Source organism: Achromobacter sp. ACM03, from assembly GCF_014851665.1.
Classification (GTDB): domain Bacteria; phylum Pseudomonadota; class Gammaproteobacteria; order Burkholderiales; family Burkholderiaceae_B; genus Achromobacter; species Achromobacter aegrifaciens.
This window is the reverse complement of sequence record NZ_JACVAD010000001.1, coordinates 853,531-868,443: the sequence shown is the minus strand read 5'-3', so window position 1 is coordinate 868,443 and position 14,913 is coordinate 853,531. Positions and strand designations below refer to the sequence as shown.

Below are 14,913 nucleotides of genomic sequence, written 5' to 3'. Positions count from 1 at the left end.
AGACCCGAGAGCCGCGGTTCTCAGGCCGGTTTTGCGGCCTTTTCGCGGCGCTGGCGCACGGCCAGGGCCAGCGTTTCCAGCACCGGCGCGGTCTGCGACCAGCCCAGGCAGGCGTCCGTGATGGACACGCCGCGGCGCAGCGGCAGGCCGGGCTTCAGGTCCTGGCGGCCTTCTTCGAGATGGCTTTCGATCATCACGCCGGTGATGCGGCCGTCGCCCTGGGCGATCTGGGCGGCGATATCGTTGGCCACGTCGACCTGGCGCAGATGCGACTTGTTGGAGTTGGCGTGCGAGCAGTCGATCATGACCTGTTCGCGCTGGCCGGCGGCGCGCAGGGCGGCGCAGCAGGCGTCGACGCTGGCCGCGTCGTAGTTCGGGCCTTGCTTGCCGCCGCGCAGGATGACGTGGGTGTCCTGGTTGCCGCGGGTCTCGAAGATGGCGGCCATGCCCATCTTGGTCATGCCCATGAAAGCGTGCTTGGCGCTGGCCGCGACCATGGCGTCGGCGGCGATCTGCACGCCGCCGTCGGTGCCGTTCTTGAAGCCCAGCGGACAGCTCAGGCCGGAACTCAGCTGTCGGTGGCTGGGGCTTTCGGTGGTGCGCGCGCCAATGGCGCCCCAGGCGATCAGGTCGGCAATGTATTGCGGGCTGAGCAGGTCCAGGAATTCGGTGGCGATCGGCAGGCCCAGGCCGCTGATGTCCAGCAGCAGTTCGCGCGCGCGGCGCAGGCCTTCATTGATGCGGAAGCTGCCGTCCAGGCGCGGGTCGTTGATATAGCCCTTCCAGCCCACGGTGGTGCGCGGCTTCTCGAAGTACACGCGCATGACGATGAGCAAGTCTTTCTGGTGCTGTTCGGCGGCGGTGCGCAGCAGGCGCGCGTATTCCATGGCCTGGCCATGGTCGTGGATGGAACAGGGGCCCACCACCAGCACCAGGCGGTCGTCGCGGCCGTGCAGCACGTCGGCGATCTGGACGCGGCTTTGCTCGACCAGCGTCTGGATCTCGGCCGACACCGGCAGTTCATCCTGCAGCAGGGCGGGCGAGATCAAGGGGCGCACCGCGCTGATGCGGGTGTCGTCGGTGCGCGTGTTGTCCTGGGTGGAGTCGGCCGCGCCGACCTCGCGGTCGTGCAGGGGGTCGTCAATGCGGGTCAAGGGTAGCTCCGTGCCGTAGATGCGGAAAGAAAGACATCTATTATGGCACCGGCCGCGCCGTGGGGCGACGGAAGGCTGCCTCCGTCTGGCTGATGCCGCGAATACTACGACTATCGGCGATGGGGCTGCATTAACCCGTTAGCGATAACGACAGGGCGCGCGCAGATGCCTTAGCATGGTGTACACAGTTTTCCAGCGGCCGCCTGCGGGGGCCCGCCCTATATGAGTAGGACGGTAGACCATGCCTAAAACGGAACCCGGCGGGACCCGACGGATACTTCTCGTCGAAGACCATCCGGTTGAACGCGCCTATCTGCAGAACGTATTGCTGGCGCTGGGTTTCCGCCGGGTCGCCGGCCTGGGCAGCAGCATAGAAGCGGTCAGCGCGCTGGCGCGCCAGTTCTACGACGTGGTCATCAGCGATATCGTCACGGGCGAGGGCGACGGCACGCGGCTGCCGAACGAACTGCGGCGCCTGGTGGACGCCGGGCGGCTCAAGAGCATGCCGCCCATCATCTGGATCAGCAGCCTCAGCGATGAACTGTTGCAGTCGCATGTGCGGCTGGCCTTGCAGGCCGGCTGTCCGTCCGCGCAGGCGCTGTCCAAGCCGGTGTCCCGCACGGCCATGCAGCAGGCCATCAAGACGGCGCTGCGCAGCATCGATGAGGACGATGCCGCCTCGCCCCGGCCGCGCTCGCTGCGGCGCGACGTCATCGAGGCGGCGCTGGGCCATGCGCTGATCACGGGGCAGGGCATGAGCGTGGTGCTGCAGCCGCAGATGAGCTTGTCGACAGGGCGTGTGCTGGCCGCCGAGGCGCTGTCGCGCTGGGACCACCCCGAACTGGGCGCGATTCCGGCGGCGGACTTCGTGCCTGCGGCGCATCGGCTGGGACTGGACCGGACCTTGTTCTGCCGGGTGACCGACACGGTGCTGGAGCTGCAGCAGCGCATGCATGCCGAGGACATCGCCGTGCCCATCGCGATCAACGCCTCGGCCTCCACATTGTGTTCGCGCGACCTGCCGGGCCTGCTGGAGCAGCGCGTGGCGCAGGCCGGCCTGCCGGCCCGGCTGATCAAGGTCGAGCTGACCGAGGACGAGCCGGTGACCGATTGGCTGGCCTTGTCGTCGGCCCTGAACCTGCTGCGCGTGCGCGGCTTTGAATTGGCGATGGATGACTTCGGCGCGGGCATCGCTTCCATGCGCCTGTTCTCGGCCATGCCCTTCACCGAACTGAAGATAGACCGCGACTTCATCGTCCATATGCATCGCGAGCCCGCGTCGCGCGCGGTGGTCGCCGCCGCCATCGAGATGGGCCGCGTGCTGGGCCGGCGCGTGGTCGCCGAAGGGGTGGAGCACGAGCGCGACGTGGAGCTGCTGCGCGAACTGGGCTGCGACGTGGCGCAAGGCTACGGCATTTCCGTGCCGCTGGAACCCGACGCCTTCTTCGAATTCTGCCGCAGCCATTGAGTCATCCGCGCGGCGCAATGGGGTATCCTGGCGCAGGCCGGGCTCCTGCGGGCCCTCCCGATTGTCGGCGGACTTGACCCCGATCAAGACTGCGCCCGCGCATGGAAAATTGCCCCCACGGGCGGATTTACCATGGCTTCATGCGGGCTGCGCACGGTGGCGCGGTCCCCAAGATGGAGCGATGAACCGATGCGACGCATACTGGCCGCTGTTCTGCTGATTTCCCTGCTGGCCTGGGCCGGCGCCTATTGGGCGCAACCGCCGGCCGAACTCAACGTCTGGACCGCGCGCGATCAGCTCATCCTGCTGACGGGCCTGGGCGCCTACGCGGTCATGGCCCTGATCATGCTGCTGGCGGTGCGCCCCATGTGGCTGGAAACGCGGATGGGCGGGCTGGACAAGATGTACCGGCTGCACAAATGGAGCGGCATCCTGGCTGCCGCGCTGGCGGCGGCGCATTACCTGATCAAGCTGGGCAAGCCGCTGCTGCTGGCGTTGTTCGACCCCGTGCCCAAGACGCCGCGCGCGGCCGCTTTGCTGGACATGTTCCGCGGATCCGCCAAGGACATCGGCGAATGGGCCGTGTGGATCCTGGCCGCGATGGTGTTGCTCACCTTGTGGCGGCGCTTTCCGTATCACATCTGGCGCCAGGTCCACCGCATCGCCGCGGTGATCTTCCTGGTGGTCGCCTTCCATGGCGTGGTCCTGACGCCGGCCGCCTGGTGGTGGCAGCCCGCCGGCTGGCTGGTGGCGCTGTGCACGGCGGTGGGGACGGTTTGCGCCGTCATGGCGCTGACCGGCAATATCGGACGCGGGCGCCGCTACAGGGGGCAGGTGCTGGCCATCGACCATCTTTCGGACGACATCCTGGCGCTGACCTGTAGGGTGGAGGGCAACTGGCACCATCGCGCCGGGCAGTTCGCTTTCCTGACCGCGGACCGGCGCGAGGGCGCGCATCCCTTTACGGTGTCCGGCGCGGACGACGGCACCGGCCGGGTGCAGTTCTCGATCAAGGCGCTGGGCGATTACACGCGGCGTCTGCAGCGCAGCCTGCAAGTGGGGCAGGACGTCATCATCGAAGGCCCTTACGGCTGCTTCGACTTCCAGCGCGACGATGGGCGGCCGCAGATCTGGGTGGCCGCGGGCATCGGGGTCACGCCGTTCATTTCATGGATGGAATCCTTGCAGACGGACCCGGATACCGCACCGGTCGCGACCCTGTACTACTGCGCCCGCAACGCCGACGACGCGCCGTTCGCGGATCACCTGAAAGCGCTATGCGCGCGCGTGCCGAACGTGACCCTGCATGTGCGCTACAGCGATACCCAGCGGCCGCTGACGGCCGCCGAGCTGGCCGCGGACCACAAGCCGGGCGCGGCATGGCCCAGCGTGTGGTTCTGCGGCCCGGCGGGATTCGCCGATGCCTTGAAGGACGGGCTGCACCGGCGCGGCATGCCGGTGAGCGAGCTGTTTCACCAAGAGGCGTTCCAGATGCGCTGAGCGCGTCAGATGCCGGACACCTCGATGTCGCCCGGATAGTCGACCGAGAACTTCAGCACCGTCTCGCGCGACTTGCCGGGCTCCATTTCCCAGTCCCATACCAGCTTGCCGTCTTCCTCGCGCTTGATCTCGCGGTCTGCCGGCGACAACAGCTTGACCACGATCTTCTCGTTGCGCGAGATGGGCAGGCGGTCCTTGAACGACACTTGCTCCTTGGTGGCCTTGTTGTTCTTGACCGTGATCTTGTACTCATAGGTCACGCGCTTGCCGCTGCCCGAAAAGCCGGTGCTTTCGGTATAGCGGTTGACCAGCTGGCGCTTGATCGAGATGCCTTCGTCGGCGCCCAGCGCCAATTCGAGCTTCTCGCCGGGCATCACCGCCTTCATGGAGCTGGCCGCGACGAAGGCGTCGTCCAGGAAGGTGTTCAGCGAACCGGCCAGGAAGGGGAACTCCGTGTTGTTGCTGGCGTGCGCGGTCAGGAACATGGCTTCGCGCAGCGCCGGCGTGGACTGGTATTGCAGCGTGGCGGGCAGCTTGGCCGTGGCGATGGCCACGCGCTGCGAGGAATTGTCGGACGGCAGGGTGGCCGGACTCTTGATCTGGAACGATGCGCTGGTCGCTTCGGCCTGCACCTGGGCGGTCGCCTGCTCCAGCGGCTCGGGAATCATCTCGGCGACCGGCGCGCCGGCGTCCTCGAAGGACTGGACGCGCTGGCGCGACATCTTGGCTTCGGCTTCTTGCCTGGCTGCCGCGACCGGCGCGGGGCTGGGGCGCGGGCGGGGCGGAGGCGGCGGGGCGGCCACGTCGACGATCCACGGCTGCAGCGCGGGCGCGCCGCCGCCCAGCGAGGGCCTTGCGGTGGACAGCGTGAGCTTGACGTTGTTCCAGTCTTCACCGGTGTCCTGGCGGATGACGCCGAAATAACCCAGGTCCACGCTGCGATCGGCCGGGCGCAGGCGCGCATCGTATGCGGGCGTCCAGCGGGCGCCGGCCACGGCGTAGGAAACGTTCAGGTCCAGCTTGCCCGCGCGGGCCAGGTTGACGCGCAGGGTGACGGTCTTGGTGCGGCGGTTGAGCGAGCTTTGCAGCTGATCCAGCTGGTTCTGCAAGGCGGTCAGCTCGCGCTCCAGCACCTCTTTCTGTTCGGCCACCCGGCGCAGTCCGGCCAGCGACTTGGCCAGGGAGTCCGCGCTCAGCGATTGGATCGCCTTCAGTTCGTCCAGCGTCAGGCGCGCGCCGTCCTTCGACGGTTCGGTGGCGCCCCGCTGCATCATCAGCACCAGCTCGCGCTGGTTGTCCAGCACCGCGGCCTCGTCGTCCAGCAGCGCCTGCTGGCCTTGCAGCTTGCGTACCTGTTCCTCCAGCAGCTTGACGCGCTCGTTGGCGGTGTCTGCCTGATAGGCGTCGCGCACCTTCACGTCCAGCAATGTCGCCTGGCCGGTGCTCTTGGCCGAGACTTGCAGCGAATTTTCCTGCAGGCTGGCCGGCAGCTTCTCCAGCACCAGCTCGTGTTCGCCGGCGGCCAGCTCGCTGCTGGCGGCGCGCGTCACGACGGCGCGGTCCTGGTAGACGGTCACGGAACCGATGGAGGAAGGCAGTCCGGCGGCTGCGGCCAGGCCGGGGATCGTCGCGATGGCCAAGGCCAGAAGGGTACGTCGCACTATTTCACCTTTGTACAGGTTGGAATCGCGCGACGCCGTGTCCTTGGACAGGGACGGACCGCCGCGCGCGCCAAATTTACATTGCGGCCCGGACGCTGATCTTACAGAAAATGACAAACGCGACAGGGCGATACCGTGGCGCGGCCTAGGGGTGGGCCAGCGCGCGCAGCATGTCCACGGCGTTGCCCGCCGCGGTCGAGCGGTCGTGGCGGCGGTAGGCCATGTCCAGCAGGGCGTGCGGCGCGTCGCCCTTGATGGGCCGGTACTCGATGCCTTGCGCGCCCATGTGCCGCATCGCCGCAGGCACGACCGAAATGCCCACGCCGGCAGCCACCAGACTCACGATGGAGGCCATCTGCGGCGCTTCCTGGATGACCCGCGGCACGAAGCCGGCGCGCTGGCACGCCGACATGATGGCGTCGTACAGGCCCGCGCCGATGGGGCGCGGATACAGCACGAAATCCTCGTCCGCCAACGCGGCGATGGGCACGCTGCGCTTGCGGCTCAGCGCATGGTCTGGCGGCAGGGCCACCAGCATGGGTTCGTCCAGCACGCGCTCGGACTCGAACTCCGGGTCCAGCACATAGGGAGGCCGCACGAAGGCCACGTCGACGTCGCCCGCGCGCAGGCCGCGCAGCAGCGTGACCGTATTGCTCTCGGTGAGCGTGACGCGCACGTCGGGATACCGGTCCCGGTACGCCCGGATGGCGCGGGGCAGGTAGGGGTGGAACACCGCGGACGCCGTGAATCCCACGGTGATTGCTCCGCGTTCCCCGCGGCCCAGCCGGCGGGCCGTGTCGATGGCGCGGTCGGCGCTGGCGAGGATGGCGCGGGCGTCTTCCAGGAACTGGGCGCCGGCCTCGGTCAGCGCGATGCCTCGCGGCAGGCGCAGGAACAGCGGGGTGCCGATTTCGCGTTCCAGCTGCTGGATCTGCTGGCTCAACGGCGGCTGGCCTATGCCCAGCCTGGCGGCGGCGCGCGTGAAGTGCAGCTCTTCGGCGACGGCGGTGAAATACCGCAGGTGGCGCAATTCCATCGTTATTAAATATGGTCGGGATGACTTTCATATATTGGACATATGCAGGGGAAAAGTCTACCTTGGTGGCGTGGGCTGCATGCCCGCTGTTCTCGAGAATCCCGATGTCTGCCCCATTAGCCAGTCCCTCATCCCCAACCGCCGCGTCCGCGCCGGCGGAGCCTGTCTCTGCTTCCACCGATCATCTCGCCCGCGGCACGCCCGGTTTGCGGCGCGCCCAGTGGGCCTTGTTCGCGGCCGGTTTCTCCACTTTTTCCCTGCTGTATTGCGTGCAGCCGCTGATGCCGCTGTTCACCCATGCGTTCGGCGTATCGCCCGCGCAGAGCAGCCTGGTGCTGTCCCTGTGCACCGCTTTCCTGGCCGTCGCCATCTTCTTCGTGGGCTTGTTTTCACAAGCCGTGCCGCGCAAACGCGCCATGGCGCTGTCGCTGTTCGCGTCCGCCGTGCTCGGCACCATCGCCGCCGCCGCGCCCGACTGGCACAGCCTGCTGGCGCTGCGCGCGCTGCAAGGGCTGGCCATGGGCGGCGTGCCGGCGCTGGCCATGGCCTACCTGGCCGAAGAGGTCGAGCCAGGAACGCTGGGTTTCGCCATGGGCCTGTACATCGGCGGCAGCGCGTTCGGCGGCTTGTCCGGCCGCGTCATCACCGGCCTGGTGTCGGATCATTTCGGCTGGCGCGCCGCGCTGGGCACGCTGGGCCTCCTGGGTATCGTGGCGGCGGTGCTGTTCGTCTGGCTGCTGCCTGCGTCGCGCAGGTTCGCGCCCCAGCGGGGCCGGGGCTGGGCTGGCGTGTGGGGCGATGTGCGCGCAGGCGCCGCCTCGCACCTGAAAAATGGCCCCCTGTGCGGGCTGTTCGCGCTGGGCGGCCTGCTGATGGGCGCGTTCGTCACGGTGTACAACTACGTGGGCTTTCGCCTGCTGCTGCCGCCGTTTTCGCTGAGCCAGACCTTCATTGGCTTCATCTTCGTGGTCTATCTGGTCGGCATCTTCGCCTCGACCTGGTTCGGCCGCCTGGCCGACCGCCATGGACGCGGCGCGATGCTGTCGGCCGCCACCGGCTTGGCGCTGGCGGGGTTGCTGCTGACGCTGTCCAACTGGCTGCCTCTGCTGATCGCCGGGATCGTGGTGTTCACCTTCGGCTTTTTCGCGGCCCACGCCGTCGCCAGCGGCTGGGTCGGACAGATGGCGCGCGGCTACAAGGCGCTGGCGGCGTCGCTCTATCTGCTGGTGTACTACGTGGGATCGAGCGTGCTCGGATCGCTGGGCGGACACTTCTGGACCACGGGCCAGTGGCCCGGCGTGGCCGCGATGGCCGGCGGGCTGCTCGCGTTGGCGCTGGCGATCAGCGCCGGCCTGTACAAGCGCACGGGCCGCGTGCCGGCATCCGCCGCGGTGGGGCGGGGCATATCTTAGGATGGCCTAAAAGCTAGTAATTCTCATTTATAATTTGCGGCACGCTCGGTGAGCGCCATCCCATCCAGTTCCGAGGGCCGCGATGAATCCTACCTCTCCCGACAGCCAGAACCTGCAACGCGAACATGCCGCGCTGCTCGCCGCCTACGGGCAGGCGCAAGCGCATTGCAGCCGGCTCCTGGCAGCGCAGGCCGCGCGCATCCTGTATCTGGAGAGCGAGGCCATGTGCCTGCGCGCAGCCGTCATCGTGCGCGACACGGCGCTGGCTTGGGCGCGTGAAGACCGCAAGACGCTGGAGACTTCCATTCCAGGCCTGCCCAAGCGCGTGGCGCTGGCGCGCAGCGTCGCCCAGCTGATGGAGCGCGTGCAGACGCTCATGCGTGAACGCCTGGCCTGGCAAGGGCGGACCGGCGCTGCCGCACGTGAACTCGAAACACTCGCGGAACCTCCTGCCTGGCGTCCCGCGCCGTCAGCCGTGGTGCTGCGCGAGAAGGCGGTGCTGTGCGTGGGCGAGGACGCGGTGGCCCTGGCGCTGACGCGCAAGGTGGTCGAACTGGCCGGCGGGCGCTATCTCGGCCATGATGGCGGCGCGGATGCCGATGGTGACACGCTGGAAGCCAGCCTGGTGGCCGCGGATCTGGTGATCTGCCAGACCGGCTGCGTCAGCCACGGCGCCTACTGGCGCGTGAAGGACCATTGCACCCGCACCGGTAAACAATGCGTGCTGGTCGACAAGCCCGAAGCCTTGCAGGCGCTGCGGCTGGAGGGTGCACCGCTGAAGACGGACGCTTGATTCGTCCGTCTCCCGCGCGCTAACCGTAGCGTCGCGTTACCTAGCGTTTCGGCTGCGCGGCCATTGCCGCAATACAGTCTAGGGGCAAGGGGGCCGACATGCTGACCAAGCGGGACCGAGTGGCGCTACCCTGGACGGACACGCTTGCCCGCCTGGAAGACGAGCGCATCATGTTGCAGCGCATAGCCGCCGGCATGCCGCTGGCCGAGGTGCTGGAGCACGTGCTGCATGCCATCGAGGCGCAGTCCAGCGTGGAACTGCGCACTTCCATCGCGCTGGTGGATGAAAGCGGCGGCTTTCTGGTACATGGCGCCGCGCCCAGCCTGCCGGCCGCCTACAACAGCGCGGTGCACAAGGCCGTTATCGGCCCGGACAGCGCGTCCTGGGGCGAGGCCGCATACACCGGCAGCCCGGTCTACGTCGAAGATATCGCCTTGAACCCCGGTTGGGCGCGCTGGCGCGACCTGGCCTTGTCCCACGGCCTGCGGGCCTGCTGGTCCACCCCGATCAAGGCGCCCGACGGCCGTCTGCTGGGCGTCTTCTCCAATTACTACGGCGTGGTGCGTTCGCCCTCCGCCCATGATATCGACGCGATCGCGCTGGTCACGCGTAGCGCCGCCCTGGCAATAGAACGCCATCTGACGGAGTTGGCGCTGCGCCAGAGCGGCGAACGCTGGCGCGCCATGTTTGCCGGCATGCAGGAGGCTTTTTTTCTCAGTGAGGCATTGCGCGACGACGCCGGCCGCATCGTCGATTTCCGCTTCCTGGAGGTGAACCCCGCCTTCGAGCGCCAGACAGGCATGAAGGAAGGCGATACCCTGGGCCATACACTGCGCGAGATGATTCCCGGCGTGCCCGGCCAGATCATGGATACGTTCGCGCAGGTCATCGAGACCGGCGAGCCGGCCCAGTTCGAGTTCATGGTGCCCGCGCCCACGGAGGCCTGGTACGAGGCCCGCGCGCGCAAGGACGGAACCGACAGGATGATGGCGTTGTTCCTGGACGTGACGGCGCGCAAGAGAGCCGAGGCCGAGCTGTGGGAAGGGCAGCACCGCAAGAATTACCTCGGCGCGCTGGGCGACCGCATGCGCGAGCTGCATCGCCAGGAGGACATAGAGCAGGCCGCATGCGAAGGGCTGTGCCTGCATCTGGCGCTTGGCCAGATGGCGGTGCTGGATACGCAGGGCGAAGACCAGGCTCCCGCCATATCTTCGGTCTGGCCCCCGGGGTCCACGCTGCTTGGCCAGCCGCCGCACACGCTCGATGCCTTGGGCGACGACTATCACGCGGCCTTGCGGCTGGGGCGCACCACATACCTGGCGCCGCTGCTGGGAGAAGCCGGCGGCGAGATCCGACCGTGGGCCATCGTCGTGCCGCTGCGGCGCTGGGGCCGGCATACCGGCGCGATGTTGGCGTGTCCCGCATCGGGCAGCAGGCTCAAGAACAGCGATATCGCCTTCCTCGAGGAAGTGGCCGAGCGCATGTGCGGCGCGGTCGAGCGTTCACAGTATTCGCGCATGCTGGAACAGCGCGTGGAAGACGCGATCGCGGAGCGCGACCGGATCTGGCGCCTTTCGCCGGAACTGCTTGCGGTGGTCGACCGCCAAGGGCGCTTCGTCAGCGTCAACCCTGCGGTGCGGCCCATTCTAGGCTGGACCCCTGAACAGTTCATGTCGTTGGCGCTGGCCGACCTGATCCATCCGGACGATCTGGCGGCGACGCTGGCGGCCTGGGGCTGGTCTTCGGGCGACGCGGGTCCGCGTCCCGGCGCAAGGCATCTGGAAAACCGCCTGCTCAAGCGCGAGGGCGGCTATTGCTGGATTACATGGAGCATGTCCTGGACCCAGGACAGCCTGTACATGACGGGGCGGGACGACACCGACCTGAAGCTGCAGGCCGAGGCCTTGCGCGACACCGAGAACGCGCTGCGGCAGTCGCAGAAGATGGAAGCGGTGGGACGCCTGACCGGCGGCATCGCCCACGATTTCAACAATATGCTGCAGGGGATCTCGGGCGCGCTCTACCTGGTGCAACGCAAGATCACGGCCGGCGCGCCGGAACAGGCGCTGCGTTTCGTGGACGTCGCCATGGATTCGGCGAACCGGGCGGCGCACCTGACCCAGCGGCTACTGACTTTTTCGCGCCGCCAGCCCATTGACCCCAAGCCGTTCTGCGTGGCCTCCGCGCTGCAGTCCATGGTGGCGCTGTTCCACCGCTACACCGGCGAACGCGTGGCCCTGCGGCTGGACCTGCCGCAGGAATTGTGGGCGGTCTGCTGCGACAAGAACCAGTTCGAGAATGCCATGCTGAACCTGGTGATCAACGCCTGCGACGCCATGCCGAACGGCGGCGCGCTGACGGTTGCCGCGCGTAATGTGGAGCCGCACGATCCGCTCCTGTCGCTCTGCGCCGGAGAGCATGCGGGACGCTACGTGGAAGTATCGGTGACGGACGTGGGTTGCGGCATGCCGCCAGACGTGCTGGCGCACGCCTTCGACCCGTTCTTCACCACCAAGCCCTTGGGCCAGGGCACCGGGCTGGGCTTGTCCATGATTTACGGCTTCGCCAGGCAGGCTGGCGGCGCGGCCAGCCTGGAGAGCACGGTGGACGTGGGCACCACGGTCAGGCTATTCCTGCCGCGCTACGACGGCGCGCCCGAAAGCGTGCAGGATGGCGAACGCCCGGCGGCCGCTACGCCCAGCGCAGCGCGCAAGGAAGTCGTGCTGGTGGTGGAAGACGATGCGAACGTGCGGGAAATGGTGCGCGAATGCCTGGCCGAACTCGGCCTGGAGGTGCTGACGGCGGTGGACGGCGAGGCCGGCCTGGACCTGCTGCAATCCGCGCGCGGCATCGACCTGCTGGTAACCGATGTGGGGCTGCCGGGGCTCAATGGCCGGCAACTGGCCGACGCCGCCCGCGTGGCGCGTCCCGGCCTGCGCGTGCTGCTGATGACGGGATATGCCGAAAGCGCGGCGCGCGGCCAGGGCTTTCTTGAACAGGGGCTGGAGCTGATCGTCAAACCCTTCCAGCTGGACAAGCTGACCGAGCGCGTGCAGGGCATGCTGGACAGCGCGCCCAGCAGGCCGGGGCAGGAGTCCCGCCACTAGTCCGCGCAAGCCCTGGCCGGCGCCGGCCTAGTGACGGCGGCGCAGTTCCGCGGGAGGCATGCGCAATTGCCCGCGGTACTTGGATACCGTGCGCCGCGCCAGCAGTATGCCGCTGGCCGCCAGTTGCTGGGTCAAGGCCACGTCCGAGAGCGGCATGGCCGGATCCTCGGCCTCGACCATCTCCTTGATCAGGGCCCGCACCGCCGTGGCGGAGCAGGACCCGCCGGTGTCGGTGGCCAGTTCGCGCGAAAAGAAGTGGCGGAACTCGAACACCCCGCGCGGCGTCACCATGTACTTGCCGACGGTGGCGCGCGACACCGTGGATTCGTGCATGTCCAGGTCATCCGCGACCTCGCGCAGCATCAGCGGCCGCAAGGCCACGTCGCCATACTCGAAGAAGGTCTGCTGGCGCTTGACGATGGCTTCGGCCACGCGCTGGATCGTGATGTAGCGCTGTTCGACGTTGCGCACCAGCCAGCGGGCTTCCTGCAGCTCCTGGGCCATGGGGCTGCGGTCGTCCAGGCGAGCGCGCCGGAACAATTCGGCATAGGTCTGGTGCAGCCGCGCCTGGGGCATGGCGTTGCGGTTGGGCAGCACGCGCCAGCGCGATTGCCATTTGTCGACGAATACGTCGGGCACGACGTAGACAGGCGCTTCGGCGCTATAGCGGCCGCCGGGCTTCGGGTCCAGGCTGCGGATCAGCGCGCAGGCCTCGCGCAAGGCGTCCTCGGAGCAGCCCAGCTGCTGGCGCAAGCCGACGCAGTCGTTGCGGGCCAGCCGCTCGAGTTGCTCGTGCACGATGCGCAGGGCGAGCGTCCGCAACTCGTCGCTGATGCCGGTTGCCGCCGCCAGCTGCAGCGTCAGGCACTCGGCCAAATCGCGCGCGGCCAGGCCCGGAGCATCCAATTGCTGGACCAGGCGCAGCGCAGTCATCCATTCGCATTCATCCGGGACGGGCTCGGCGCCGCGCGGCGCGTCTTCCCACAGATTGGACAGCGGCGTGCGCAGATAGCCGTCGTCATCCAGCGCGTCGATGATGTACTCGGCAAGCAGGCGGTCGCGCGCCTGCAATTGATAGTTGCCCAGTTCCTGGGACAAGCGCTGGCTCATCGATATGGGTGCGCTGACCCACAATCCCTGGTCCCGGTCCGGGCCGTCGCCCTGCGCGCGCGTGGGGTAGTCGCCGGAATAGGCGGGAGCATCAGGCGGGGGCAGATCATCCTGGGGCGCAGGCTCCAGCGGCGCGGGCTGGGGCGGGTCAGCAGGAGGAAAGCCCTCCGCGGCGGCCGGCAGGTCGTCCTCCAGCTCGTCGGGATCCTCCAGGAATGGATTGCTGGCCAAGGCCTGTTCCACTGCCGTGGTGAATTCCAGCGCGGTCATCTGCAGCAGCTTGACGGATTGCTGCAGGCGAGGCGCCAGCGCCATCTGCTGGCGCAGGCGCAGTTCTTGCGTGGGGTAGACCAATCGAGCCTCCTGGGGACTGGCTGCCGGCGGCAGTCCATCCTTGTACTGAAGCAAAGACCATGCCAGGCGTCTCGGCGGGCGAGGCGGGTTGATTGCGCGCGCGGCGCAGCCCCAGTATTACAAGCCAGTGGTAAGAAATGCCTCTCGCGCCTCTCGCGCCTCTCGCGCGCGGTGGCCGCAAGATCGGCCCTGGCGCTCAAGCCCCGGCGTCGTCCTGCCCGTTCTGGTCGTAGTCTTCGAGGCGGTTGTAGAGCGTCTTCAGGCTCAGGCCCAGCGTCTCCGCGGCGATGCGCTTGTCGCCCGCATGGTGCGCCAGCGTCGCAAGAATGAATGCGCGCTGCGCCTCGCCCAACGACATGCCGATGGGCAGGGTCAGCGCGCCGTTACGCAGCATCGGCCGCTGCGCCTCGCGCGACCGGGGCAATAGCTCGGTTTCGAGTTCACCGTCTGCCAGAATGAACGCCCGCTGCACCGCGTTGCGCAGTTCACGGACATTGCCCGGCCAATCATGCAGGGAGATCGCTTCCAGCATGCGGGGGGAGAACGACTTCCGCGTGCCGTTTGCAGCATTCAAGGTGTCGAGGAACCAGTGCGCCAGCACCAGGGCGTCTTCGCCACGCTCACGCAGCGGCGGCACGCGTAACGGAATCACCAGGAGCCGGTGCAGGAAGTCCTGGCGCAGGCGGCCTTCAGCGACCGAGGCGAAGGGATCGCGGTTGCTGGCGCAGATGATGCGGACATTGGCGCGCAACAAATCCGAGCCGCCTACGCGCTGATACGTGCCGGCCTCGAGCACGCGCAGGAAATTCACCTGAAGGTCGGGCGGCATTTCGGTGACTTCATCCAGGAACAGCGTGCCGCCGCTGGCGTATTCGAAGTAGCCGGCGTTCTGGGCGACCGCGCCGGTAAAGCTGCCTTTTTCATGCCCGAACAATTCGGCATGCGCCAGGCTGCCGCTGATGGCGCCGCAATTGACCGCCACGAAAGGCTGTTCGCGGCGTTCGCTGGCGTCATGGATGGCGCGCGCGACGATTTCCTTGCCGGTCCCGCTTTCTCCCACGATGAAGACGCTGGCGTCGGTGGCTGCGGCCAATTGGAGTTGCGCGCCGAGTTTCTGCATCACGGGGGACAGGGCTGATGGGTCCAGCAGCGCGTCGGACTTCGCGGACGCCGCTGCACGCGGGGCAGTAGTAGTGCTGCGATTGGGCATGCTGATTCCTGAGGGCCCGCGCGGGCCGTGAGTCTGTTTCCATGCTAGAGAATCGACGCAGTACGGTATGCGACGATTTGCAAGCATTCGAAAATGTTGATGGAAAGT

General features: G+C 67.7%; 10 protein-coding genes. 5 read left to right on the top strand and 5 right to left on the bottom strand.

The annotated features are described in order from the left end of the window. Positions 1 to 20: 20 nt before the first annotated feature. On the bottom strand, positions 21 to 1,154 hold the full coding sequence (locus IB257_RS03890) for a 3-deoxy-7-phosphoheptulonate synthase (RefSeq protein WP_054454226.1): 1,134 nt from the start codon (positions 1,152 to 1,154) through the stop codon (positions 21 to 23). A 241-nt stretch (positions 1,155 to 1,395) separates the two neighbouring features. On the opposite strand from IB257_RS03890, the gene IB257_RS03885 reads away from it, so the two are divergent. Both IB257_RS03885 and IB257_RS03880 read left to right on the top strand, forming a co-directional pair. Then, positions 1,396 to 2,622, top strand: a complete 1,227-nt coding sequence (locus IB257_RS03885; protein ID WP_125472102.1) for an EAL domain-containing protein — start codon at positions 1,396 to 1,398, stop codon at positions 2,620 to 2,622. Positions 2,623 to 2,811: 189 nt separating this feature from the next. Then, positions 2,812 to 4,122 (top strand): ferric reductase-like transmembrane domain-containing protein, encoded by a 1,311-nt coding sequence (locus IB257_RS03880; RefSeq protein ID WP_192491895.1) that lies wholly within the window; start codon positions 2,812 to 2,814, stop codon positions 4,120 to 4,122. A 5-nt stretch (positions 4,123 to 4,127) separates the two neighbouring features. Here IB257_RS03880 and IB257_RS03875 read toward each other — a convergent pair whose 3' ends face one another. Beyond that, positions 4,128 to 5,783 (bottom strand): mucoidy inhibitor MuiA family protein, encoded by a 1,656-nt coding sequence (locus IB257_RS03875; RefSeq protein WP_254593298.1) that lies wholly within the window; start codon positions 5,781 to 5,783, stop codon positions 4,128 to 4,130. A 145-nt stretch (positions 5,784 to 5,928) separates the two neighbouring features. Further along, positions 5,929 to 6,819 (bottom strand): LysR family transcriptional regulator, encoded by an 891-nt coding sequence (locus IB257_RS03870; protein WP_054454233.1) that lies wholly within the window; start codon positions 6,817 to 6,819, stop codon positions 5,929 to 5,931. A gap of 104 nt (positions 6,820 to 6,923) precedes the next feature. Here IB257_RS03870 and IB257_RS03865 point away from each other — a divergent pair, with 104 nt between their 5' ends. The 3 genes from IB257_RS03865 (at position 6,924) to IB257_RS03855 (ending at position 12,131) form a co-directional block, all read left to right on the top strand. Next, positions 6,924 to 8,231 carry an MFS transporter gene (locus tag IB257_RS03865; protein WP_054454235.1) on the top strand — a complete coding sequence of 436 codons (1,308 nt, stop codon included), beginning with the start codon at positions 6,924 to 6,926 and terminating at the stop codon, positions 8,229 to 8,231. 82 nt (positions 8,232 to 8,313) lie between these two features. Then, positions 8,314 to 9,024 carry a DUF2325 domain-containing protein gene (locus IB257_RS03860; RefSeq protein WP_054454237.1) on the top strand — a complete coding sequence of 237 codons (711 nt, stop codon included), beginning with the start codon at positions 8,314 to 8,316 and terminating at the stop codon, positions 9,022 to 9,024. A gap of 98 nt (positions 9,025 to 9,122) precedes the next feature. Next, a complete protein-coding gene (locus IB257_RS03855) occupies positions 9,123 to 12,131 on the top strand; it encodes a GAF domain-containing protein (protein ID WP_192491894.1) in 3,009 nt (1,002 codons plus the stop codon). Positions 12,132 to 12,158: 27 nt separating this feature from the next. On the opposite strand, the gene IB257_RS03850 is transcribed toward IB257_RS03855, so the two are convergent. Beyond that, positions 12,159 to 13,595 (bottom strand): RNA polymerase factor sigma-54, encoded by a 1,437-nt coding sequence (locus tag IB257_RS03850; protein WP_054454241.1) that lies wholly within the window; start codon positions 13,593 to 13,595, stop codon positions 12,159 to 12,161. Between the two features lie 196 nt (positions 13,596 to 13,791). Further along, positions 13,792 to 14,715, bottom strand: a complete 924-nt coding sequence (locus tag IB257_RS03845) for a sigma-54-dependent Fis family transcriptional regulator (protein ID WP_054454242.1) — start codon at positions 14,713 to 14,715, stop codon at positions 13,792 to 13,794. Positions 14,716 to 14,913: the final 198 nt, after the last annotated feature.